This is a genomic window from Amycolatopsis keratiniphila (genome assembly GCF_000400635.2).
GTDB classification, from domain to species: domain Bacteria; phylum Actinomycetota; class Actinomycetes; order Mycobacteriales; family Pseudonocardiaceae; genus Amycolatopsis; species Amycolatopsis keratiniphila.
The window spans coordinates 3,329,491-3,350,164 of sequence record NC_021252.1 but is presented as its reverse complement, the minus strand read 5'-3'; the positions used below and the strand labels follow the sequence as shown (position 1 = coordinate 3,350,164).

22 protein-coding genes are annotated in these 20,674 nt (G+C 69.5%); 10 read left to right on the top strand and 12 right to left on the bottom strand.

Annotation, left to right across the window (positions count from 1 at the left end; all coding sequences use genetic code 11):
- Positions 1-41: 41 nt before the first annotated feature.
- From AORI_RS56335 to AORI_RS83880, 3 genes are read right to left on the bottom strand one after another with little or no spacing between them, the layout of a single operon-like run.
- The gene (locus AORI_RS56335; RefSeq protein WP_016333424.1) at positions 42-1,118 is read right to left on the bottom strand and encodes a M20 family metallopeptidase; all 1,077 of its coding nucleotides are present in this window, start codon (positions 1,116-1,118) and stop codon (positions 42-44) included.
- Positions 1,115-2,413 carry a glycosyltransferase family 2 protein gene (locus AORI_RS56330; protein ID WP_016333423.1) on the bottom strand — a complete coding sequence of 433 codons (1,299 nt, stop codon included), beginning with the start codon at positions 2,411-2,413 and terminating at the stop codon, positions 1,115-1,117. Before AORI_RS56330 ends, AORI_RS56335 begins: the two co-directional genes overlap by 4 nt.
- Entirely contained in the window at positions 2,413-2,568 is a 156-nt protein-coding gene (locus AORI_RS83880; RefSeq protein ID WP_162836908.1) for a hypothetical protein, read from the bottom strand. The genes AORI_RS56330 and AORI_RS83880 overlap by 1 nt, the downstream gene beginning before the upstream one ends.
- Positions 2,569-2,821: 253 nt before the next feature.
- Between AORI_RS83880 and wecB the strand changes: the two genes are divergently transcribed.
- The 4 genes from wecB (at position 2,822) to AORI_RS56310 (ending at position 7,727) form a co-directional block, all read left to right on the top strand.
- Positions 2,822-4,036: a non-hydrolyzing UDP-N-acetylglucosamine 2-epimerase gene (gene wecB / locus AORI_RS56325; RefSeq protein WP_016333422.1), complete on the top strand. Its 1,215-nt coding sequence runs from the start codon at positions 2,822-2,824 to the stop codon at positions 4,034-4,036.
- A 4-nt stretch (positions 4,037-4,040) separates the two neighbouring features.
- A complete protein-coding gene (locus AORI_RS56320; protein ID WP_016333421.1) occupies positions 4,041-5,756 on the top strand; it encodes a DUF2334 domain-containing protein in 1,716 nt (571 codons plus the stop codon).
- A 148-nt stretch (positions 5,757-5,904) separates the two neighbouring features.
- Positions 5,905-6,726: a cytochrome P450 gene (locus AORI_RS56315; protein WP_016333420.1), complete on the top strand. Its 822-nt coding sequence runs from the start codon at positions 5,905-5,907 to the stop codon at positions 6,724-6,726.
- A gap of 86 nt (positions 6,727-6,812) precedes the next feature.
- Complete coding sequence (locus AORI_RS56310) at positions 6,813-7,727, top strand: helix-turn-helix domain-containing protein (RefSeq protein WP_016333419.1); 915 nt, start codon at positions 6,813-6,815, stop codon at positions 7,725-7,727.
- Here the strand turns inward: AORI_RS56310 and AORI_RS56305 are convergent.
- The 4 genes from AORI_RS56305 to AORI_RS56290 all read right to left on the bottom strand — a co-directional run bounded on the left by AORI_RS56305 (position 7,714) and on the right by AORI_RS56290 (position 11,759).
- The gene (locus tag AORI_RS56305) at positions 7,714-8,487 is read right to left on the bottom strand and encodes a hypothetical protein (protein WP_016333418.1); all 774 of its coding nucleotides are present in this window, start codon (positions 8,485-8,487) and stop codon (positions 7,714-7,716) included. The genes AORI_RS56310 and AORI_RS56305 overlap by 14 nt on opposite strands.
- 9 nt (positions 8,488-8,496) lie before the next feature.
- Complete coding sequence (locus AORI_RS56300; protein ID WP_016333417.1) at positions 8,497-9,165, bottom strand: papain-like cysteine protease family protein; 669 nt, start codon at positions 9,163-9,165, stop codon at positions 8,497-8,499.
- A gap of 151 nt (positions 9,166-9,316) precedes the next feature.
- A complete protein-coding gene (locus tag AORI_RS56295) occupies positions 9,317-10,894 on the bottom strand; it encodes an adenylate/guanylate cyclase domain-containing protein (RefSeq protein ID WP_016333416.1) in 1,578 nt (525 codons plus the stop codon).
- A 61-nt stretch (positions 10,895-10,955) separates the two neighbouring features.
- Positions 10,956-11,759, bottom strand: coding sequence for a class I SAM-dependent methyltransferase (locus AORI_RS56290; RefSeq protein WP_043848049.1), 804 nt, complete (start codon positions 11,757-11,759; stop codon positions 10,956-10,958).
- A gap of 77 nt (positions 11,760-11,836) precedes the next feature.
- Between AORI_RS56290 and AORI_RS56285 the strand changes: the two genes are divergently transcribed.
- Positions 11,837-12,298 (top strand): peroxiredoxin, encoded by a 462-nt coding sequence (locus tag AORI_RS56285; RefSeq protein WP_016333414.1) that lies wholly within the window; start codon positions 11,837-11,839, stop codon positions 12,296-12,298.
- 160 nt (positions 12,299-12,458) lie between these two features.
- Here AORI_RS56285 and AORI_RS56280 read toward each other — a convergent pair whose 3' ends face one another.
- Complete coding sequence (locus AORI_RS56280; protein WP_016333413.1) at positions 12,459-13,154, bottom strand: MerR family transcriptional regulator; 696 nt, start codon at positions 13,152-13,154, stop codon at positions 12,459-12,461.
- Between the two features lie 80 nt (positions 13,155-13,234).
- Here AORI_RS56280 and AORI_RS56275 point away from each other — a divergent pair, with 80 nt between their 5' ends.
- The 3 genes from AORI_RS56275 to AORI_RS56265 all read left to right on the top strand — a co-directional run bounded on the left by AORI_RS56275 (position 13,235) and on the right by AORI_RS56265 (position 15,783).
- Positions 13,235-13,684, top strand: a complete 450-nt coding sequence (locus AORI_RS56275; RefSeq protein ID WP_016333412.1) for a DUF6194 family protein — start codon at positions 13,235-13,237, stop codon at positions 13,682-13,684.
- A gap of 18 nt (positions 13,685-13,702) precedes the next feature.
- On the top strand, positions 13,703-14,437 hold the full coding sequence (locus AORI_RS56270; protein ID WP_016333411.1) for a TioE family transcriptional regulator: 735 nt from the start codon (positions 13,703-13,705) through the stop codon (positions 14,435-14,437).
- A 188-nt stretch (positions 14,438-14,625) separates the two neighbouring features.
- The gene (locus AORI_RS56265) at positions 14,626-15,783 is read left to right on the top strand and encodes a S1 family peptidase (protein ID WP_016333410.1); all 1,158 of its coding nucleotides are present in this window, start codon (positions 14,626-14,628) and stop codon (positions 15,781-15,783) included.
- Positions 15,784-15,834: 51 nt separating this feature from the next.
- Here the strand turns inward: AORI_RS56265 and AORI_RS56260 are convergent, their stop codons facing one another.
- Both AORI_RS56260 and AORI_RS56255 read right to left on the bottom strand, forming a co-directional pair.
- Positions 15,835-16,314, bottom strand: a complete 480-nt coding sequence (locus tag AORI_RS56260) for a DinB family protein (protein ID WP_016333409.1) — start codon at positions 16,312-16,314, stop codon at positions 15,835-15,837.
- A gap of 36 nt (positions 16,315-16,350) precedes the next feature.
- The gene (locus tag AORI_RS56255) at positions 16,351-17,289 is read right to left on the bottom strand and encodes an alpha/beta fold hydrolase (protein WP_016333408.1); all 939 of its coding nucleotides are present in this window, start codon (positions 17,287-17,289) and stop codon (positions 16,351-16,353) included.
- A gap of 108 nt (positions 17,290-17,397) precedes the next feature.
- Between AORI_RS56255 and AORI_RS56250 the strand changes: the two genes are divergently transcribed.
- A complete protein-coding gene (locus AORI_RS56250; protein WP_016333407.1) occupies positions 17,398-17,967 on the top strand; it encodes a helix-turn-helix domain-containing protein in 570 nt (189 codons plus the stop codon).
- Here AORI_RS56250 and AORI_RS56245 read toward each other — a convergent pair.
- Both AORI_RS56245 and AORI_RS56240 read right to left on the bottom strand, forming a co-directional pair.
- Positions 17,964-18,566, bottom strand: a complete 603-nt coding sequence (locus tag AORI_RS56245; RefSeq protein WP_016333406.1) for a response regulator transcription factor — start codon at positions 18,564-18,566, stop codon at positions 17,964-17,966. The two genes, AORI_RS56250 and AORI_RS56245, sit on opposite strands and share 4 nt — an antisense overlap.
- Entirely contained in the window at positions 18,563-19,666 is a 1,104-nt protein-coding gene (locus AORI_RS56240; RefSeq protein ID WP_016333405.1) for a sensor histidine kinase, read from the bottom strand. The genes AORI_RS56245 and AORI_RS56240 overlap by 4 nt, the downstream gene beginning before the upstream one ends.
- Positions 19,667-19,784: 118 nt before the next feature.
- On the opposite strand from AORI_RS56240, the gene AORI_RS56235 reads away from it, so the two are divergent.
- Positions 19,785-20,660, top strand: a complete 876-nt coding sequence (locus tag AORI_RS56235; RefSeq protein ID WP_016333404.1) for an ABC transporter ATP-binding protein — start codon at positions 19,785-19,787, stop codon at positions 20,658-20,660.
- Positions 20,661-20,674: the final 14 nt, after the last annotated feature.

The window sequence follows — 20,674 nt, the reverse complement described above, 5'->3', positions numbered from 1 at the left end:
GTTCTTGCCCGAAATCGGGCAAGAACTGGCGTGCGGGTCGGTCAGAACCCTCGGATCGCCTTCACCAGCCCGGTGACCAGCCCCGCCCGTTCCACCATCGACTCGACCAGCAGGTATTCGTGATCGGCGTGGGCGCCGCCGCCGACGGCGCCGAGCCCGTCGAGGGTCGGGACGCCGATCGCGGCCGTGAGGTTGCCGTCACTCCCGCCGCCGACGGCCACCCCGGCGACCCCGGGCAGTAGCCGCTCGGCGACGGCGAAGAGGTCCGCGGCGGCCGATTCGGGCATCGGCGGCCGGTGGATCCCGCCCCGCACCTCGACTTCCGCCCCTTCGAGACGCGGTGCGAGCGCGGCGAACCCGGCCTCGACCCGCGCCTTCTCCTCGGCGGACTCGACGCGGACGTCGACCACGACGGTCGCGGACGCGGGCACCACGTTGCTCGCCGTTCCCGCCGAAGCGACCGTCGGCGTGACGCTGGTCCCGGAGCCCGGCCGGTCGAGCGCGGCGATCGCCAGCACCTGATGCGCGGCCTCGGTCAGCGCGTTCACGCCCGACTCGGGTTCGAGGCCGGCGTGCGACGCCCGGCCGGTGATGACGACCTCGAAGGTTCCGCAGCCCTTGCGGCCGATCTTGAGACCTCCGCCGTCGGCCGCGCCTTCGAAGACGAGGACAGCGCCGCACGCGCGGGCGCGGTCCTCGATGAGCGCGCGGGATTCGTGCGAGCCTGTTTCCTCGTCGGCGGTCACGAGGATCTCGACCCCGGACAGATCGTCGAGTGCGGCGAGACCGTGGATCGCCTGCACCAGTCCGCCGAGCATGTCGAACACACCCGGCCCGGTCACGCGGCCGCCGCCGACCGCGAACGGGCGGCGCGCCAGGGTGCCGACGGGGAACACGGTGTCGTGGTGGCCCAGGATCAGCACGCGGGGTTCACCACCGCCGGACCAGCGGACATGCGGCCCCGCCGCGCTCTCGATCAGCGTCGCGGTCCCACCGAGACGTGCCTCGATGAGAGCGGCGACAGCCTCGGCCGAAGTCGTCAAGGCCTCGACGTCCCCCGAAGGCGACTCGATCTCGACGAGGGTCCGGAGGTCTTCGATCATCGCGTCGGCAGTCATACGGACACCTTCTCAGGCGGCTCCTCGCTCAACCGTTCCGTCTTGGTCCAGCTGTTGCGGCGCGCGACCACCCGGAACAGCGCCCGCCAGGTCGCGACGACACCGAGCACCAGGAATCCCGGATAGAGCAGGCCCGCGAGCAGACAGCGGTGCAGCGGTTCCTCACCGAGCCGCAGCCGGTGCACGATCGCCCACACCACCCCCGGCACCAGCAACACGGCCACACCGATCAAGGCGGCACCGGGCAACGCCGAGGGCGGCGCGATCAGCCCGCCCAGCGTGACCCCCGACCAGGAAGCGACGAGCGTGCCCACGAACAACAAGGAAACGACCAACGACAACGGCACGGTCAACCACGGGGTCACGAGATAGGCGAGGAAATCCAGGAGACCGATACTGCCCACATGCCGTGAAGCCAGCAATTCCCGCAAATGTCTCGCACATTGCAAATTGCCTTGTGCCCATCGCGTGCGTTGCCGGAGCAACCGGCGCAGATCGACCAGACCCTGTTGCGTGACCCACGCCGATTTCACGTAACGCATCCGGATACCGGCGACGTGCAGCCGAAGCCCGAGTTCGAGATCCTCGACCAGACAGTCCGACCACGGGGCCGGATCGAAGCGGCGCAGCACGCCGAGTCTCGTGAATTGCCCGTTTCCGCCCATTCCGACACTGCCCGCGAGATCGCGCAGGCTTTGGGACGCGTCGGCGACCGCGCCGAACTCCAGATCCTGCAGCAGGGCGAGCACACTGCGCCGATTGTGGATCCGCACCCGGCATTGCACGGCGCCGACCCCGCGGTCGCCGAACACGTCGGCCACCTCACGCAGCATTCCCGGGCTGCCCCGCCCGTCACCGTCGATGATGCCGACGATCGTGCGCGCCACACTCCCTTCGGCTTCGCACAGCCGGAGGATGTAGCGGTAGCCGGCGTTCAACGCCTCGCCTTTACCCTTCCGCGCATGCGGGAGCTCACGGCGCAGCACGTGCAGACGCGGGTCGGTCACCTCGCGGAGGACGGCGGGCGTGCCGTCGTCCGAGCCGTCGTCGATCACCAAGACCCGTACCGGATTCCGTTCCGTGCCAAGCGAAAGCGCGTTCCGGACGGTGTTGCCGACCACGCGTTCCTCGTTGAGCGCCGGGATGACGATCCAGAACTCCAGCCCCTCGCCACGCTCCGCGACGGACCGGCGCGGACGCCCGGTGCGCCACGCGAACGCCGCGAGCAGGAGATTGTGCGCCGGCCACCACAGGAGCAAAAGCATCATGGTCGCGGCGAAGGCCGGGTTCGCCATCAGTCCTTCAGGCGAAGATGCAGCGACCGCGCCATGAGGAGCACCGCGACCACCCCGATCACGAGCGCGAGCACGGTGCTCACCGTCGCGCCCGCCATGGTCGCGCCGATTCCGAGCGCGGAAACCTTGACCGGGCCCACCGGCACCATCGACATGTCTTTTCCTCCGGGCGGCGGGCACCACAAACATCTACTCACAGTTTTCAAACGGCGAGTCGAGGGTCACCCTGGTAAGCGATATTCAGCCTTTCGAGTGGGTACATTACCCCGTCTGTGTTAACGTTCGGGAGCGACGGATCCCCCGTAAAGGTGACCATCAGTTAGTGATCCTCGCCTCACCCACCACTCTCTCGTGACTTCGCTGACGAATTCACGCCGTACCAAAGCGCGACCCCGGAAGAAGGACCAGGTGCGTAACGCACAGAACGAGACCGACGTCATGCCCGAAATCTGGCTCGTCGTGGGAACCCGGCCGGAGGCCGTGAAGCTGGCTCCGGTGGCCAGGGCATTGGCTTCCGGCGGGCGGATGCGGCCCGTACTCGTCGCCACCGGCCAGCATCCGGAAATGGTCGGCCAGGCCTTGGCGACCTTCGGATTGACGGCGGATGAAAATCTGACCTTGAATCGGCGAACGGGTTCCCAGCCGGAACTCCTTTCCGGGCTTCTCACCGGTCTGGAAGAAGTGGCCGATCGGCGGCCGCCCGCCGCCGTGATCGTCCAGGGCGACACGACGACCACCTTGGCCGGGGCGCTCATCGCGTTCTGGCGCCGCGTCCCCGTGGTGCATCTGGAAGCCGGCCTCCGCTCGTTCGACCTCGGCGCCCCGTTCCCCGAGGAGCTCAACCGGAAACTGGTGACCCAGGCGGCCGCGCTCCACCTCGCCCCGACTCCCGACGCGGCCGCGAACCTGCTGGCCGAAGGGGTGCCCGAGGAGAACGTGCTCGTCGCCGGGAACACCGTCGTCGACGCGATCCTCACGGTGACGGACGGTTCCACCACCGTGCGCGATCCGGAATTGGCGACACTCCTGGAAAACGCGACCCGCGGCGCGGTCAAACTGATGCTGGTCACCCTCCACCGCCGCGAATCCTGGGGCGAGCCGATGCGCCGGGTCCTGCGCGCGGTGGCCCACTTGACGGCCACGGATCCGGAACTGCGGGTGGTGCTTCCCGCGCATCCGAACCCGGAGGTGCGCGATCTCGTCCGTGCGGAGCTGGCGGACACGCCGGGCGCGCTGATCACCGGTTCGCTGCCGTATCCCGAACTGGCGGCGACCTTGGCCGCCAGCACGCTCGTGCTCTCGGATTCCGGCGGCATCCAGGAAGAGGCCCCGACCTTCGGCGTCCCGGTCCTGGTGCTGCGCGACGTCACCGAGCGCATGGAGGCCGTGAACGCGGGCTGCGCCCTGCTCGTCGGGACGGATTACGACAAGATCGTGTCGACCGCGAAGCAGCTGCTGAACGACCCCGCGGCGCGCACGCGGATGATGAGCAGCGGCAACCCGTTCGGCGACGGCGCCGCCGCCGAACGGACGGAACGGGCCCTCGCGCATCTCCTCGGCCTGGCCGCCGATCCGCCCGCCCCGTTCCGGCCCGCCGCCGAGAACGAACCGGCCGAGGTCTGACCCGATGACGAAGGACAACGGCGGGCAGCGCTTTCGCCTGCCCGCTTGGCTCCGGCTGGCCGTCGTCGCGGTCGTCGCGGTCGTCGCGGTCACCGTCGCCGTGGTCGTCCTGGTGCAGGTCACGAAGGCGGATCCGATCACGGCGTCGCCTGCCGCGCCTCCGGTGTCCCTCGCCGATCGCCTTCCCGGAGCGGGCAAGGCGGGGCTGCCCGGTCCCGGCGGGGATCCGGACAGGAAGACCCTCGTGCTCTACGACGACGGGCGCAAGAAGGACGGGAGCGTGTCCCCGCCCGAAGAGGTCCGGACGGCCGAGGCGTACGCGATGTTCACCGCGAACCTGGTTTCCCGTGGCACCGCTTGGGAACTGCGGCCCGCCGCCGACTACCGGCCACGGCAGGCGGACACGTTCCAGGCGGTCGTGTACGTCGGTTCGGTCTCCGACGCGGCACTGCCGAAGGCGTTCCTGAACGACGTCGCGGCCGCGCGTGTCCCCGTGGTCTGGATCGGTGCCAACATCTGGCAGCTGCGCGCCGACGCGGGCTGGCGCGCGGAGGGCTACCGCGGCGACAACCCCACCACCGTCACCTACAAAGGCACTCCGCTGCGCCGCGATCCCCGTTCGGGCACGGGGGTCGTCGCGATCGACGTCCGTGATCGGGCACGGGTCCAGATCCTGGCCGAGGCGAGCGTTCCCGGCGGCAAGCCGTCGCCCTGGGCCGTCCGATCAGGACAGTTGACGTACGTGGCCGAGGTGCCGTACGCCTACGCCGGAGCGCAGGACCGTTACCTCGCCGCGGCCGACATCCTGCTCGGTGTCCTGTCGCCCCAGGCGCCGGACCGGCACCGCGCACTGATCCGGCTCGAAGACGTCGGGCCGCGGACGAAACCGGAAGAGCTGCGCCGGGTCACGGATTTCCTCGTCCAGGAGAAGATCCCGTTCTCCCTCGCGGTGTATCCGTACTATTCGGATCCCCAAGGCCGGGCCAACGACGGTGTCCCGGCGTCCGCGCGGCTGGTGGACTCGCCGGAGCTCGTCGCCGTGCTCAAGGAGGCCGTCCAGGCGGGCGCGACGCTTGTCATGCACGGCTACAGTCATCAAAGCGACAGCGGCCCGAACCCGTACGACGCGGTCAGCGCGAGCGATTTCGAGTTCTACAAGTCCAGTGTGGACGGTGCCGGGGCGGTACGGCTGGACGGCCCGATGCCCGAGGATTCCGCCCAATGGTTCGACGACCGCATCGCGACCGGGCTCGGCGAGTTCCGGCGCGTGGGCCTCCCGGAGCCGACGATGTTCGAGTTCCCGCACTACGGCGGTTCGGCCGTGGACTATCAGCGGGTCACCGAGATCTTCCAGGCACGCTACGACCGCGGCAGTTACTACGCGGGCTTCTGCCCCGGCGGGCGATGCGGTTCGACGGCCACCGCCACCGCGGAACAGGTGTACGGCCAGTTCTTCCCGTACCCGGTGCGCGACGTCTACGGCGCGAACGTCGTCCCCGAGAACATCGGCAACGTGGCGCCCGTCGCGTTCAACCAGCACGACTCCCGCACCGCAGTCGACATGCTCGCCGACGCGCAGAGCGCGCTCGTCGTCCGCGACAACGTCGCGAGCTTCTTCTACCACCCGTTCCTCGGCGAGGGTGGCCTGCGGGATCTGGTGAACTCGTTGCGGGCGCTCGGGTACCGCTTCGCGAAACCCACGGAGATCCTCGACGGCTGAGCCCGTCCGGCTTCGGCCCGGTAGACGTAACTCGCGTGTCTGGAGCCGGATCACACGTGATTCGGGCCGGATCACCTCCAATCACGCGAGTTCCGCTTCCAATCACGCGAGTTCCGGCTCCAATCACGCGAGTTCGCTCGAAGTGTCCATGGACCTCCACGCCGACCTGATGACCGCGATCGCGAAGCCGCTGCCGGTCGTCGTCATCAGCGAGATGCTCGGGGTGCCCCTCGCCGACCGCGAGCGGTTCGAGGGGTGGTCGCACGACATGGGGCGCGCACTCGACCCGTCCTTCCTGATCGCGAAAGAGACCGTCGCGGCGGCGGTCGCGGCCCGGCGTGAGTTCGTCGCCTACTTCCGTGAGCTGGCGAAGGAACGACGGAAGCGGCCGACCGGCGACCTGTTCTCCGATCTGGTGTCGGTCTCCGACGAGGGCGACAGGCTCAGCGAAGGCGAGCTGGTGATCACCGCGATGCTCCTGCTGGTCGCCGGGCACGAGACGACGACCAACCTGATCGGCAACGGGATCCTCGCGCTGCTGAACCATCCGGAGCAGCACCGGAAACTGACCGAGGACCGCTCGAAGATCCCGAACGCGGTCGAGGAGATGCTCCGGTACGACTCCCCCGTCCAGCTCACGACCCGGCTCGCCCTGCGGGACACGACGATCGGTGACGAGTCCGTCGGCAAAGGCGCCCAGGCGGTCGTCCTGCTGGGAGCGGCCAACCGCGACCCGCGCACGCACGAGAACCCGGACCGCTTCGACGTGGATCGCCCCTCGCCGAGGCATCTCGCGCTGGGACAGGGCATCCACTTCTGTCTCGGCGCCCCGCTCGCGCGCTTGGAGGGCCGGACCGTGTTCGAGGCACTGCTCGGTGCCGGCCGCGCCTTCCATCGGACCGCCGATCCGGTCTGGGTGAAGCAGGTGACGCTGCGGGGCCTCGAAAGCCTGCGGCTCGAATTCGCCTGAAAGTCCGGTTTTCGACCTTAGGCGGTTGCCGACCGGCGCCGGACTGCGCATGCTTTGCGCCAATTCCGGCGTCGGTGGGGGTGCCCATGTACCAGGAACGCGAGGTCAGATCCGGCTCGTTCCATCGCGCGCTTTCCGAGGCGGTGGAGCATCGCGGCCTTTCGCTGTCGCGTATCCGCGCGCATCTGGCGGCCCGGGGCGTTTCCGTGGCCGAATCGACCTTGAGCTACTGGCAGCGCGGGCTCCGGCATCCCTCGACACCTCGCTCGCTCGACGTCGTCCGCGCGCTCGAAGCGGTGCTGGGCCTGCCGCCGGACAGCCTCATCGTCCTGATCGGCCCTCAGCGGCGGTCACCCGGCGACGACCGCAGGCCCTCGGTGGCCGAACTGCGGCAAAGCTGGGCCGAGACCTGTTCACTGCTGGACGAGCTGAGCGCGTCGCCCGGCACCGAGGGCAACGCGAAGCTCGACGTCGTGACCGTCGTCGACGTGCTGACCATGTCCGGCGAAGGGCGGATCTCGGAGATCACCTCGACCATGGTGGTGCGGGCGCGGGAGCCCGGCGCGGACGGTTTCGTGGTGACCCATCAGGACGAGCCCGGCACGGACATGGAGGCCACGACGGTCTTCGCCACCGACGGCTGCCGAAGAGGCAGAGTGCGCCGAAGCGCCACGTCGCCGGGGATGGTGTTCGAGCTCCTCTTCGATCGCGGCCTGGCCGAAGGGGAAACGCACACCTTCGCGTTCACTTTGCGGCTGGCCGCGTCGGTCCGTTCGACCTGCTTCCACCGGACGGTGCGCTCGCGCATGTCGGCGTACCTGCTCCGCATGCGTTTCGACGGCGGCGCGCTCCCCGCGCGGTGCGTCAAAACCGTGCGGGAGCGCGAAGAACTCGCCCCCGTGGTCAGCGAGCCGCTGCATCCCGGTCCGGGTGCCACGGTCAGTGCCTACTTCGAGGAACTCGACGTCGGCATCGCGGGGATCGATCTCATCTGGGAGTGAGCCGGCGCCGCCGCCACACCACGACCAGCACGACACCCACTCCGGCGACCCCGGCGGTGATCAGGCCGGCCACGATCCCGGCCGGAATTCCGGTGTCGGCGGGTGGAGGCGTGGCCTGGGTGAAGCCGATCCCGCCGCCGCGCTGGTAGTCCGATCCCGGCAGCTTGTCGGCGTAGCGGCCGTGCACTTCCCGCTGATAGTCGGAAAGCGGGACGAACTTCCCCACCGGCGTCTGCGGCAGGCTCGCCTGCAGCAGCACCACACCGTCGGGCCCCAGTTCGTACCAGCCGTTGATCTGGGGCTCGTTGAGCAGGACCGCACCGGGCTTCAACCGCGCGCTCAAGGTTTCTTCGTCGTTTCCGGAGAACACGCTCGCGGCGATCCACTTCCCCGGCCCCTCGGGCATCGCCTGCAGCGTGGCCTTCTGCCCGGAATCCGCGGTGGCCGTCACGGCGACGGATCTGAGCACGCCCGCCGGTGCGCCCTCGACGCCCCTGACGAAGTCGGGGTTGAGGGTGTAGACGGGGATTCCCTTCTCCCCCATGGTGATCCGCCGCGGTTCGATGTGGGCGACCTGCCGGAAGTTCGATCTCGCGAGTCCGATCGCGTCCGGCTGCCCGGCGACACGCACGGCCGCCGCGAGGTCGCCGTCCGAGGGCTGGACGACTCCTTCGCTCGCCGAGGCGGGCAGCGTGGCGGGCAGCAGCGTCGCGACGGCCACCGCGAGACAACCGGCGAACTTCCGGCAGATCGTGGTCATATCCGCGCCTCAGCCCTTCCGGATGTTGACGATGGTGTCGTTCCAGCGGAACTGGGCGTTGCTGCGGTACTGGTTGTAGTTCCAGGTCTGGTAGCGCTGGTAGGTGGGCCACGGGTCGCCGACCATGATCGACTGGTTCGCCGAGTCGTAGCCGTAGATCACCTCGGCGTGGCCACCGCCGGAGGTCCAGTAGATACCCGTCAGGTTCAGGATCCCGGCGTCGATCTGGCTGACGACCGAGCTGAAACCGATCGGGCCGCCCGCGTCCTGCGCGGAGAAGCCGGTGCCGCGGAACCCGCGGACGATCTCGTAGATCTGGGCGGGCTGATTCGGGCAGTACCCGGCAGAGGTTCCCTTGCCCGCGGCGCAGAACTGGGCCTGGGTCGCGGCGCCGCCCATCGAACGCTCGATGCTGGAACCGTCCGCGGCCCAGCACCATTGGTCGTACTGCTGCACCTGCTGGGTGTAGTTCAGCTGCTTGGACGCGGCCGTCGCGGCGACCGTCATCGCGGTCCCGGCCACCGGCGCGATCTCCCGCACCTGGGTGTGGGTCTGCGTCTTGATCAGGCCGCTGGGCCGGTCCCCGTCGCCGGACTGCGCCAACGCGGTGGCGGGCAGCATGCTCAGCGCGAAGACGGCGGCTCCGGTCGCCAGCGCGGCCCTCGAAAGGCTCTTCACAGATGTCTCCTTCGACACGGGGATGGGGAGATCACCGTGCGCCGCCCCGGCTTCGGGAACAACGCCCTCACCAGGTGCGAAGGAGGACCTGTGATCGTTCACGGTCCGCCACCGGCGGAGTACGAGCCGCCGCGCAAGATTCACGACGCCTTCACAAAGGCTGTGAATCCGCCACGGGTGTCGCGAGCGTGGTGGGCCGGGACCGGCCCCGCAAGGTGACGTCCTCCGTCGCCTTCCACTGCGCGGCCTCGGCTTCGGCGGCCGACTCGATCGCCGTCCACGAAGCGAGCAGCCGGGCTTCGACGTTCTTCGCCAGCTCGGTGAGCCGGGCCGCTTCGTTCACCGGATCGCCGATCACCGTGTACTCGAACCGCCGCGGGTCGCCGACGTTCCCGGCGACCACCTCACCCGTCGCCACGCCGATCCCGGCCGGGCATTCCGGCACCTCCGCGGCCAGCCTGCGCGCGATCGCCCGGCCGGCGGAAAGCGCGAGGGTCGCGTGGTCCTCCAGCCGTACCGGCGCGCCGAAGATGGCGAGCGCGGCATCGCCGACGAACTTGTTGACCAGCCCGTGGTTGCGGTCGACCTCGTCGACCACCACCGCGAAGAACCGGTTGAGCAGGCCGACGACCTCCTCGGGCGGACGGCTCGCGGCCAGCGCGGTCGAGCCGATCAGGTCGACGAACAGCACCGACACCGTCCGCACCGTGCCACCGAGTTCGGCCGACGTGCGCATCGCCTCGCTCGCGACGTCCTCGCCGACATGCCTGCCGAAGAGGTCCCGCAGACGTTCGCGTTCGGCCAGGCCGGCGGCCATCCCGTTGAAACCCGCTTGCAGCAGGCCGAGTTCGGTACCGTCGTAGACCGGGATCCCCACGGTGAAGTCACCGGCACGGACCCGGCCCAGCGCGTGCTGCACCGACCGGATCGGGTTCACCACGGCGCGCGCGGTGAACACCGTCACCAGCAGCCCGAAGACCAGCACCACCAGCCCGAGGGCGATCACCGAGATGGCGAGCTTCGTCGTCGACACGTCGCCGCGCGCCCACGCCAGCACCGCCGTGACCACCAGTCCCGCCACCGGCACCCCGGTGCCGAGGCACCAGAACAGCAGCATCCGCAGGTTCACGCCGCCGCTGAGCGGCCGCGACGGCAAGGTGCCGGACAACGCCAGCGCCGCGTACGGCCGCAGGATGAATTCCCCGGCCAGGTAGGCGATCGCGCAGACGACCACCCCCGCGAACGCGACGACGAGCAGTTCGGTGAGCACGACCCGCGGCTGCACCAGCGCGGCCAGCACGCCGAACACCACGGTCGCGATTCCCCACAACACCGCCTGGACCAGCGTCAGGCGCAGCGGGACCCGAAGGCTCGACACGCGCTCTTCTTCGGTGGGCGTCCGGCCCTCGGCCGCCCACCGCAACGTCCGCAGCGCACCGCGGGTGCCCCACAGCGCACCCACCACCACGGCGGAGACCACGTAGACCGGTACCGCGATCGCGGTCACCCGGATGAGGTCACCGGACATGCCGGGAGCGGGCATGAGCAGGGCCGCCAGCCCGACCACGACCAGCGCGCCGATGACGTTGGTCGCGATCAGCGTCCCGGTGAGCAGCCCTTGGACGCGACGGCGCAACACGGCCGGGTCCTGGTCGAGCGGGCCCAGCAGCCAGGAGCCGAACGGCCCCTGCCCGCGGCCCCGAACAGAGGAGTCGTTGTCTGATCGCACCCGTGTCCCGCCGTTCACCCCGGTTTGAGTGAACGACTGTACACCGAAAGGGCCGTGGCCGTCAGTGGACGGTGCCGGAGCCGATCAGGGTGGTGGCGTCGAGTTCGGTCACTCCGTCGGCGCGCAAGGACTCGAGATAGCGCTCGCGCACGCGCTCGACGACGTCGGGCTCCAGGCCGTCGAGCAGTCCCCGGAACCCGGAGCCGACGACGACCAGCCAGGCGATCTCCGGCGTCATGGTCAGCCGCAGTTCGTTGACCGTGACGTCCACATCGGACAGATTCCGCTCGGAAAGCCAATCGGCATAAGGGCCGGCCTGATCGATGCGATCGATCAGGCTCGGTTCGCGCTCCGACGGCGGCCCGGACTCGGTCACCGCCGCGACCGCGCGGCCGAGATGACGGCCCGCGGCCACCATGGACCCGCCGCGCCAGATCGTGAACACGACCCGGCCGCCGGAGCGGGCCCTGGCGATCAGCCGCTCGGTCCCGTCCGTCATGTCGGGGAAGAAGAAGATGCCGAGCGCGGACTGCACGACGTCGTAGCCGCCGGTGTCCCACGCCGTCGCGTCGGCTTCGTGCGCGCGCAACTGCGGCAAGCCGGCCGAAAGACGGCGCAACTCGCCGATCATCGGACCGGAGAGGTCGATGGCGTCCACCACCCCCTCGGCACCGACCGCGTGCGCCGCCGGAATCGCCGAAGCCCCGGTGCCGCAGCAGGCGTCGAGGACACGGTCTCCCTCGGCGAGCCCGGCGGCGGCCACCGTGGCCGCGCCGATCGGCTCCCACAGATACCGCCCGAGCGCGGCGAAGTCGGCGGCGGCCGCGTCGAAGGCGCGCCGGGTTCCCACTTTGCGAGAAGACATGCCGCGACGATATCCATTTCACGGATCGAGCTCGCGCCGAGACCGATCCGGTGCGCCCTCGGCTCCGAATACCGGGCATGGATCAAGGAGACCTCGCCCCGGACTTCACCCTGCCCGACGACGCCGGCCAGGACCGCACGCTGTCGGAGTTCCTGTCCACCGGCCCGGTCGTGCTGTTCTTCTACCCCGCCGCGATGACCGGGGGCTGCACCGCCGAGAGCTGCCACTTCCGCGACCTGGCCGGGGAGTTCCGCGAGGTCGGCGCCCACCGCGTCGGGATCAGCCCGGACGGGATCACCAAGCAGCGGGAATTCTCCACCCTGCACGGCTTCGACTACCCACTCCTGTCCGATGTGGATGGGGAAGTGGCCAGACTCTTCGGTGTCTGGCGCCGGTTCAGCCCGCTGCACGCCAAGCGGCACACCTTCGTGATCGACACCGATCGCCGGATCCTCGCGGTGATCAAGAGCGAGCTGAAATTCGACGTCCACGCCGACAAGGCGCTCACGACCCTGCGGGAGCGGACTCCCCGCGCCTGAGTCCGGCCCTCGTGAGTGGCGAGGACGGTTCTAGTGAGGGGTGGGGCAAAAGTGTCGTGGTCGGTGGTGGGGCGAAGGCTCCCTTCGCCGCGTCCAATGCGGTGAAGGGAGCCTTCATCCCGGTCACCCACCCCTCAACACGCCACCTTTGCCTTACCGCTCAATAACCGTCCTTGCCACTCACGAGGAGGGAAAGCGCGGCCGTGCCGTCGAAAAGCGCCCGCGAGCGAGCCGTGATCCCGGCGTCCCTGACGGAAAGCGCGGAAGCGACATCCTCCAGCCGCCTGGATCGCCGCAGTTCCGGCATCAGCGCGCGCAGGGGCGCGACGCGGTAGCCGGCCAGCCGCAGCTGATGCACGATCCGCGCGTCCCGCACCTGGGACGGCGTGTACCGCCGCATCCCCCGCTGATCGCGGCTGGGCACGACGAGCCGTTCCGTGTCCCAGTGCCGCAGGGTCGACGGGCGCACGCCGAGCGCCGACGCGAGTTCGGAGACGCTCATCGAGTCCGAGCCGCGCACGTCTGCGATCGGTTCCCCGGAGATCACCCGGACCGCTTCCCTGGCGTCCCGGAGATCCGCGCGTTCGGCATCGAGTCCGGCGTGGGCCGCGTCCAGGAGCGCGAGGACCTCGGGGAGCGGATCCCGGTGCACGGCGCGGACGATCTTCTTGGCCTCGACCGGCCCCACCGCGGCGGCGAGCGCGCGGTAGGCCAGCGCGGACCGGAGGTGGATCTCGCCGTAGCTCCGGTAACCCGAAGCCGTCCTCGACGCCGACGGGAGCACGCCGTCACGTTCGAGGTTGCGCACCTGCTGGACGGAGTACCCCGCCTGGCGGGCGACCTCCGCCGTGCGCATCGATTTGAGACTTGGCACCTTCGCTCCGCCTAAAACGCGCTCGAACCCTCCACAAGCACTTTAATGCCACGCTTGAGCACATGACCATCGAAGAGATCATCGGCCTCGTCTCGGGCCTCGACGGCGTCCTGACCCTCACCCCGGGGCCGGGTGACGAATGGCCGGAGCTCAGCTGGGGCGACGCGTTCTTCTACTACTCCCCCGACGGCGTCGTCCCGACCAACGTCCAGCCCTTCGCGACGATCGTGACCAAGAACTACCCCGGCGACGAGACCTCGCAACTGGACCGCCCGGACACGTTCCGCGTGAACATCCACGCCGGCAAGAAGGAGTTCGCCCGCGGTCTCGGCCGGAACCCCGCCGACGCCGACACCCTGATCGCCCATCCCGTGTACGGGAACGCGGGCTGGCTGGCGGTCGTGAACCCGGCGTCGAACACCGAAACGGCCACCCGCGAGCTGCTCGAGACGGCTTATCGGCTGGCTCGCGCCCGTTACGAGCGGCGGGCGGAGTCCTCGCGCGACCGGTAGACCGAATATCGTGGGGCGGTGGGCCGGAACCTTCGAACCCGTGAGCGGCTCAGGCCGGTCGACCTCGCGCGCGAGCACGGCCTGTCCGCTCAGGCGGTCCGCAATTACGAGGCGGACGGCATCCTCCCCACCGCCGAACGCGGCCCGCAGGGCTATCGCACGTACACGCCAGTGCACGCGCAAGCCCTGCGCGCGTTCCTCGCCCTCGTGCCGGGGCACGGCCACGCGACGGCGGCGTCGATCATGCGGGCGGTCAATCAGAACCAGGTCGAGGAGGCGCTCCGGCTCATCGACGAAAGCCACGCGCAACTGCTCGACGACCGCCGCACCCTCCAGGCCGTCACGGCCGCGCTCCGCGATCTCGAACCCGTGCCGCAGGAGCGGGGCGACCTGTTCGTCGGCCCGCTGTCCCGGAAACTCGGCGTCCGGCCCGCCACCTTGCGCGAGTGGGAGCGCGCGGGCCTCCTCCGCCCCGAACGCGATCCGAGGACGGGTTACCGCGTCTACAACGCGGCCGACGTACGCGACGCGAAGCTGACCCATCAGCTCAGGCGGGGCGGCTATCTCCTGGAGCGGATCGCGCCGGTGCTCGACCAGGTCCGCTCGGCGGGCGGCGTCGTTCCGCTCGAGTCGACGCTGCGCGACTGGCACGCCCGGCTCGCGACGAGAGGACGCGCCCTGCTCTCCGGTGCCGCCGCGCTGGACGCCTACCTCGCTGACACTTTTGGGACAATGACACTCCCACGCAATTGAATACGCAGGCAATTCGCGTTTTCCGCATACGAAAGTAGGTCCGTGATCACGGATCCTACTTTCGGCGCTACGACATGCCGTGCGGCCGCTCGTACTGTGCGTCACGTCGAGATGAACCGCCCGGTCCCCTGCGCTTTCCGAACATATTCCGGCGGTTCGTCGTTCCCTCCTTATCGAAGGAAATTCGCATGCGAATTCGCGGACCCGTCATGCTCACCCTGTTCAGCGTCTGTGCCGGAATCGGCGCGCTCGCCGTCCCGGCGACCGCCGCGCCGGTCACCGCCTACGACCAGACGATGCTCGAGACGCTCGCCGCCCAGCTCAAGGTCAGCCCCCTTCAGGCCGCCCAGAAGCTGGACCACGAGAAGAATCTGATCGCCTCGCTGGACAACGTCAGAAATCGTGGCCTCCACACCGACGGCGCGTACTTCGACAACGCGGGCGCCCTCGTGGTGAACGCCGACGCCGGTTCCGCGAAGGAGCTTCGTTCGGCCGGGCTGACCCCGCGCACCGGCGCCCGCGGCGAGAACGCGCTGAACGCCCTGTCCGCCAAGGTCGGCACGGTGATCGGCAAGGACGTCACCCAGGTCCAGTCCTGGGGTCCGGAACTCGCGGCCGACCAGGTCGTCGTCACCGTGCAGCCGGGTGCCGACAGCGCCCTCGTCCGCCGGCTCACCGCCATCCCGGGTGTCGCGGTCCAGACCGGGGTCGCCAACGGGAACACCACGCAGGCCGACGTCATCCCCGGCCAGATCATGGACCTCGTTCCCGGCACCAACTGCTCGCTCGGCTTCCCCGGCACCACCAGCAGCGGCAACAACGTGCTGCTCACCGCCGGACACTGCGTCGAAGGCAACCCGGACATCCTGAACCGCAGCGGCGTCCACATCGGCCGCGGCGTGGCCACCCAGTTCCCGTCGGCCGACATGGGCCTGATGGACATCGACGCCGAGGACACCGGCCGCGGCTACGTGGACACCCGTATGGGCACCACGGTGCGGATCACCGGCAGCTCGAAGGCGCCGGTCGGCACCACGCTGTGCAAGGCGGGCAACACCACCGGCTGGACCTGCGGCAAGATCACCGCGTACAACCAGACCGTGCGCTACAGCGGCGAAAGCGTCGCCACCACCGGGCTCGCGAAGTCGACCGTCTGCACCGAGGGCGGTGACAGCGGCGGCGCCTACATCGCGGGCAACACCGCGCAGGGCATGACCTCCGGCGGCCCCGCCGACGGCCACGACTGCGGCTGGAACCAGGGTGCCAACGCCACCGGTTCGTACTCCTACTACCAGCCCGTCGTGGACGCGGCGAACAAGTACGGCGTCACGCTGACCCGTTCCTGACGAACGAAACGACGATGCCGGGGAGCCACCGCTCCCCGGCATCGTCGTTCGCTAGGAACTCAGGATCTGCTCGCGCAGGATGTCCGCGTGGCCGCCGTGCTGGGCGAGCTCCCGCAGCATGTGCAGGTACACCCAGCGCAGCGGGAGCGGGCCGCGCCGGTTCCCGTGGAGCAGGTCGTCCAGATCGAGGGCGGCCGCCGCCTCGCGGGACACCTCGCAGGCTTCGCGGTACGCCTGCCGCACGGAGGCGATCGTGTCCTCCTCGGTGAGGATGAACGATTCGTCGGGCGTCTCGGGGAGGCCGAGCTCGGTCCGCGGGCGGCAGGTGATGCCTTCGACGAACCACACCTTTTCCACGAAGGTCGCGTGCTTCACCAGGCCGAGCAGGGTCGTGCGGGACGGGACGAGCGAGCGGCGGGCCTGCTCCTCGGTCAACCCTTCCAAGGACTCGTCGAGAACACGGCGGTGCTCGTCGAGGAAGGCCTCGAACTGCTCGCGGAACGGATGGTTGAGCACTTCCAGCGTGGACATGCGCGAAGCATCGCAAAGGTTCTCGATCTTGGGCAACTACTTCAGGAAACCGATCAGCTCGGCGCTCACGAACGCCGGATTCTCCTCGGCGAGCCAATGTCCCGCCTTCGGCACCTCGACCGCCCGGGCCAGGTTCGCGACGCGGGGCGCCAAAGTGGCCTTCTGCGGTTCGAGCAGTCCCTCGGCGGTCATCAGCAGAGTCGGGGTGCTGATGGGTTTCGCGCCGGCGTTCGCGGTCGCGTCCTGTCCGAGCGTCCGGTAGAGCTCGAAGCCACCGTGCAGGACCTCCGGCTTGGTGTAGGTGCGGGCGTACTCGTCGATCTCCGCGTCGTCGAACGGCGGCGGCGCGCCGGGGCCGCCGAAGGCCGTCCCCGAGTAGGCGACCTGGGGATAGAACAGGGACAGGTACTCGCGCACGTCGTCGCCCACGACGGCTTCGGGAACCGTCTTCTGCGAGTGGAACGCGATATGCCAGCTCAGGTTCCGGTAGGCCGTCGCGTCGAGCGCGGGCCCCGGCAGCGGCAGATCGAGATAGGCGAGTTTGGTGAGATCGCCGGGGAATTGCGCGGCGTACTGGAAGGCGACGGCGGCGCCGAGGTCGTGACCGGCGATCCGGGCGTCGCGCAGGCCCAGCCGTCCGGCGACGAGGCCGTGCACGTAACGCGCGAGGGTCGCCTTGTCGTAGCTGGGTGGCGAGCCGTCGCTGTCGCCGAGACCGGGCAGGTCGAGGGCGTACACCGTGAAGTGTTCGGCCAGCGCGGGCATGACCCGGCGCCAGCCGTACCAGGTCTGCGGCCAGCCGTGCAGCAGCACGAGCGGGGCGCCCTCGCCGCCGGTGACGTAATGCATCTTCACCCCGTCGACGTCGGCGAACTCGTGCCGGAAGCCAGGGGGCGGGGCGGCGGCGGCCGGGGGTGAACCACAGGCCGTCAGCAGGACGAGGGCCGCGACGAACGCGGCGGCTCGGTGGAACATGGGGATCTCCGTTCCAGCGCCCGGTGGCGCCATCGATCATGATCGCCACCTTCGCCGCCCTGCCGCCGGTTTGGCACGAAAACTTGCCGACCTGGCAAGATCGAGGGCATGGACGAGACGGACGAGGTGCTCGACGCGGTCGGCCCCCGGCTGCGCGCGCTGCGCAAACACCGCGGCCTGACCCTCGCCGAGCTGTCGGCGGCGACCGGGATCTCGGAAAGCACCTTGTCACGCTTGGAAAGCGGCGGGCGGCGGCCGACGCTCGAACTGCTGCTCCCGCTCGCCCGGGTGCACGGCGTACCGCTCGACGATCTCGTCGGCGCTCCCCGGACGGGTGATCCGCGGATCCATCTCCAGCCGATTCACCGCCACGGTATGACGTTCCTGCCGCTCACCCGGCGCGCGGGCGGGGTGCAGGCGTTCAAGATGCTCATCCCCGGCCGGGACACGCCGGCGGAGCCCACGCCGAAGACCCACGGCGGCTACGAATGGGTGTATGTCCTCAATGGACGGTTGCGGCTGGTGGTCGGCGACCGTGACCTGGTCCTCCCGCCGGGCGAGGCCGCCGAATTCGACACCGCGCTGCCGCATTGGCTCGGCTCGGCCGACGGGCACGCCGTCGAAACCCTCGTCCTGTTCGGGCCGCAGGGCGAACGCGCGCACGTGCGGGCGCGTTAAAGCCAGTCGTGTTCCCGGGCGTACCTGGCGGCCTCGTGCCGGGTCTGCGTCTGGGTCTTCTGCATGGCGTTCGAGAGATAGTTGCGCACGGTGCCCTGCGCGAGGTGGAGCCGTCCGGCGATCTCGGCGACCGAATAGCCCTCGCCGGTCACCCGCAACACCTCCAGCTCCCGCTCGGTGAGCGGACAGTCGTCGACGACGGCGAGCGCGGAGACGTCCGGGTCGATCCAGCGTTTGCCCTGGTGCAGCGTGTCGATGACGAACGTGATGTGCGACGGGTCGGCGGCCTTGCTGACGAAGCCCTGCACGCCGAGTTTGAGGGCCTTGCGGAGCACACCCGGTTTCGCGTGCCGGGTCAGCATGAGGATGACCTGTTCCGGCCTGGTGCGCCGGATCTCCGCGACCGCGCCGAGCCCGTCCACGCCGGGCATTTCGAGATCGATGACGAGGACGTCGGGCTCGTGCCGCAAGGTGGCCTCGACGGCTTCTTCGCCGTTCTCCGCCTCGGCCAGGACGGTGATCTCGCCTTCGAGCGGGAGCAACGCGGCCATCGCCTTGCGCAGCAGGGCTTCGTCGTCGGCGAGCACCACCGTGGTCATCGTTCCTCCAGGGCCGGGAAGGACGCCGCCGTCACGAACCGGCCGTCTTCCTGTTCCACCGTCAGCTCCCCGCCGTCGGCGACGACGCGTTGTTCGAGCGCGGCCAGCCCGCGGAGTTCGGGCAGCGGCGTTCGCTGGGCGCCGTCGTTGACGATACTGATGCTCCATTCCGACAGGGTGATCCGCACGCGGGTCGCCTGCGCGTGGCGCAGGATGTTGGTCGTGGTCTCGCGCAGGACCTGGCCGAGCAGCCTGCCCGCCGCCGGATCGACGTCCGCCTCCCGGTCGACGCGCACGCGGATCCCCGCTGCCTCGAAGAGGTTCCTCGCGTTCTCCAGTTCGGCGGAGAGGTTGAGCCGGCGCTGGGCGTAGGCGAGTTCCTTCGTCTGGGTGATCGTGTCGGCCACGAGCGCGTGGATCTCCCCCAGCTCCTGTTTGGCCCGCTCGGCGTCGATGTCCACCAGCTTCCTGGCCAGCGCGGTCTTGAGCTTCACCACGTGCAGCGTGTGGCCCTGGATGTCGTGCAGATCGCTCGCGAACCGGACGCGTTCCCTGATCACCGCCAGCTCCGCTTCCCGCTCGCGCGACTCCTCGAGTTCCTTGACGACGTCGTAGAACCGCTTGTTGGGGAACATCAGGCCTAGCACGACGGCGGTGATCGCGGCGGGCACGAACACGAAACTGACCAGCTCACCGGAAACATCCTCATGCGAGACCAGCAGTCTCGACGCGCCCACCGCGGCGATGTAGACGACGAGCGCGACTGCCGCCGCGATCCGATGCCGTGGCAATTGCGGGACGACCAGCGAGCCGACGAGGAAGACGCCGAAGAACGCCGAACTGCCGCCGACGAGCAGCACCGAAAACGGCCACACGGCCGCCGTGATCACCAGGCACGGGATCGCGACCCGCAGGACCTCGCCCGCCGCCCAGCGCACGAAGGCGACCAAGGCCGCCAGCACCCCCACGCTCAGGACCACCGCGTGCCACCAGGTCCGCGAGTCCGAGGCGACCACGATCACCCCGCCGACGACGAGCAGCGGGACGAACATCGTGAGGTTCAGCTTGCGCAGCTGCCCCTTCGCCGGCTCGGTGTCCACATCAGACATGAGTCCAGTATCGGCGCTCCGTCGGCGGGACGACAGTGACACCACGTCATGGTTTCCTCGTGACGTGGCCGCACTGGCCGGGCCGCGTCCCGGCGGGTGGGATCGAGGTATGACAGCGATCGACGTTGACCGTCTGAACGTGAAATACGGCGACTTCCACGCCGTGAAGGATCTGTCCTTCCAGGTCCGGCAAGGCGAGTTCTACGCCCTGCTGGGCACGAACGGGGCCGGGAAGACCTCGACCTTGGAAACCCTGGAAGGACACCGGAATCCGACGTCGGGCACCGTCCGGGTGCTCGGGAAGAGCCCGCGGGACCGCGCCGCCGTCCGCCCTGAGATGGGGGTCATGTTGCAGGAGAGCGGTTTCTCACCGGATCTGACGGTGAAGGAATCGATTCGCCTGATCGGGGCCCTGACCCGGCGCACGGACCGGCTCGAACGCGTGCTCGGCATCGTGGACCTGACCCGCAAGGCGGACACGAAGGTGTCACAGCTTTCCGGCGGCGAGAAGCGGCGGCTCGATTTCGCGACCGCGGTGTACGGCTCGCCGCGGTTGGTGTTCCTGGACGAGCCCACCACCGGCCTGGACATCCAGTCGCGGGACGCGCTGTGGGACGCGGTCGACAATCTGCGTGAGGACGGCTCGACGATCGTGCTCACCACGCACTACCTGGAAGAGGCACAGCAGCGCGCCGACCGCATCGGCCTGATGCACCGGGGCACGTTCCACCGGGAGGGCACGGTCGCCGAACTGACGCGGACGCTGCCGTCGGTGATCCGGTTCTCGCTTCCGCCGTCGGCCCCGGCGCTGCCGGTGCAGGGCAAACGCGAGCACGACGGGAAGTTCGTCATCGAGACCTTCGGGCTGCAGAAGGACCTGCACACCCTGCTCCGGTGGGCCCAGGATCACGCGATCGAGCTACCTGACCTCGAAGCCGGACCGACCCGGCTCGACGACGTCTTCCGCGCCATCGAAAACGACTGAAGGACTGAGTTGTC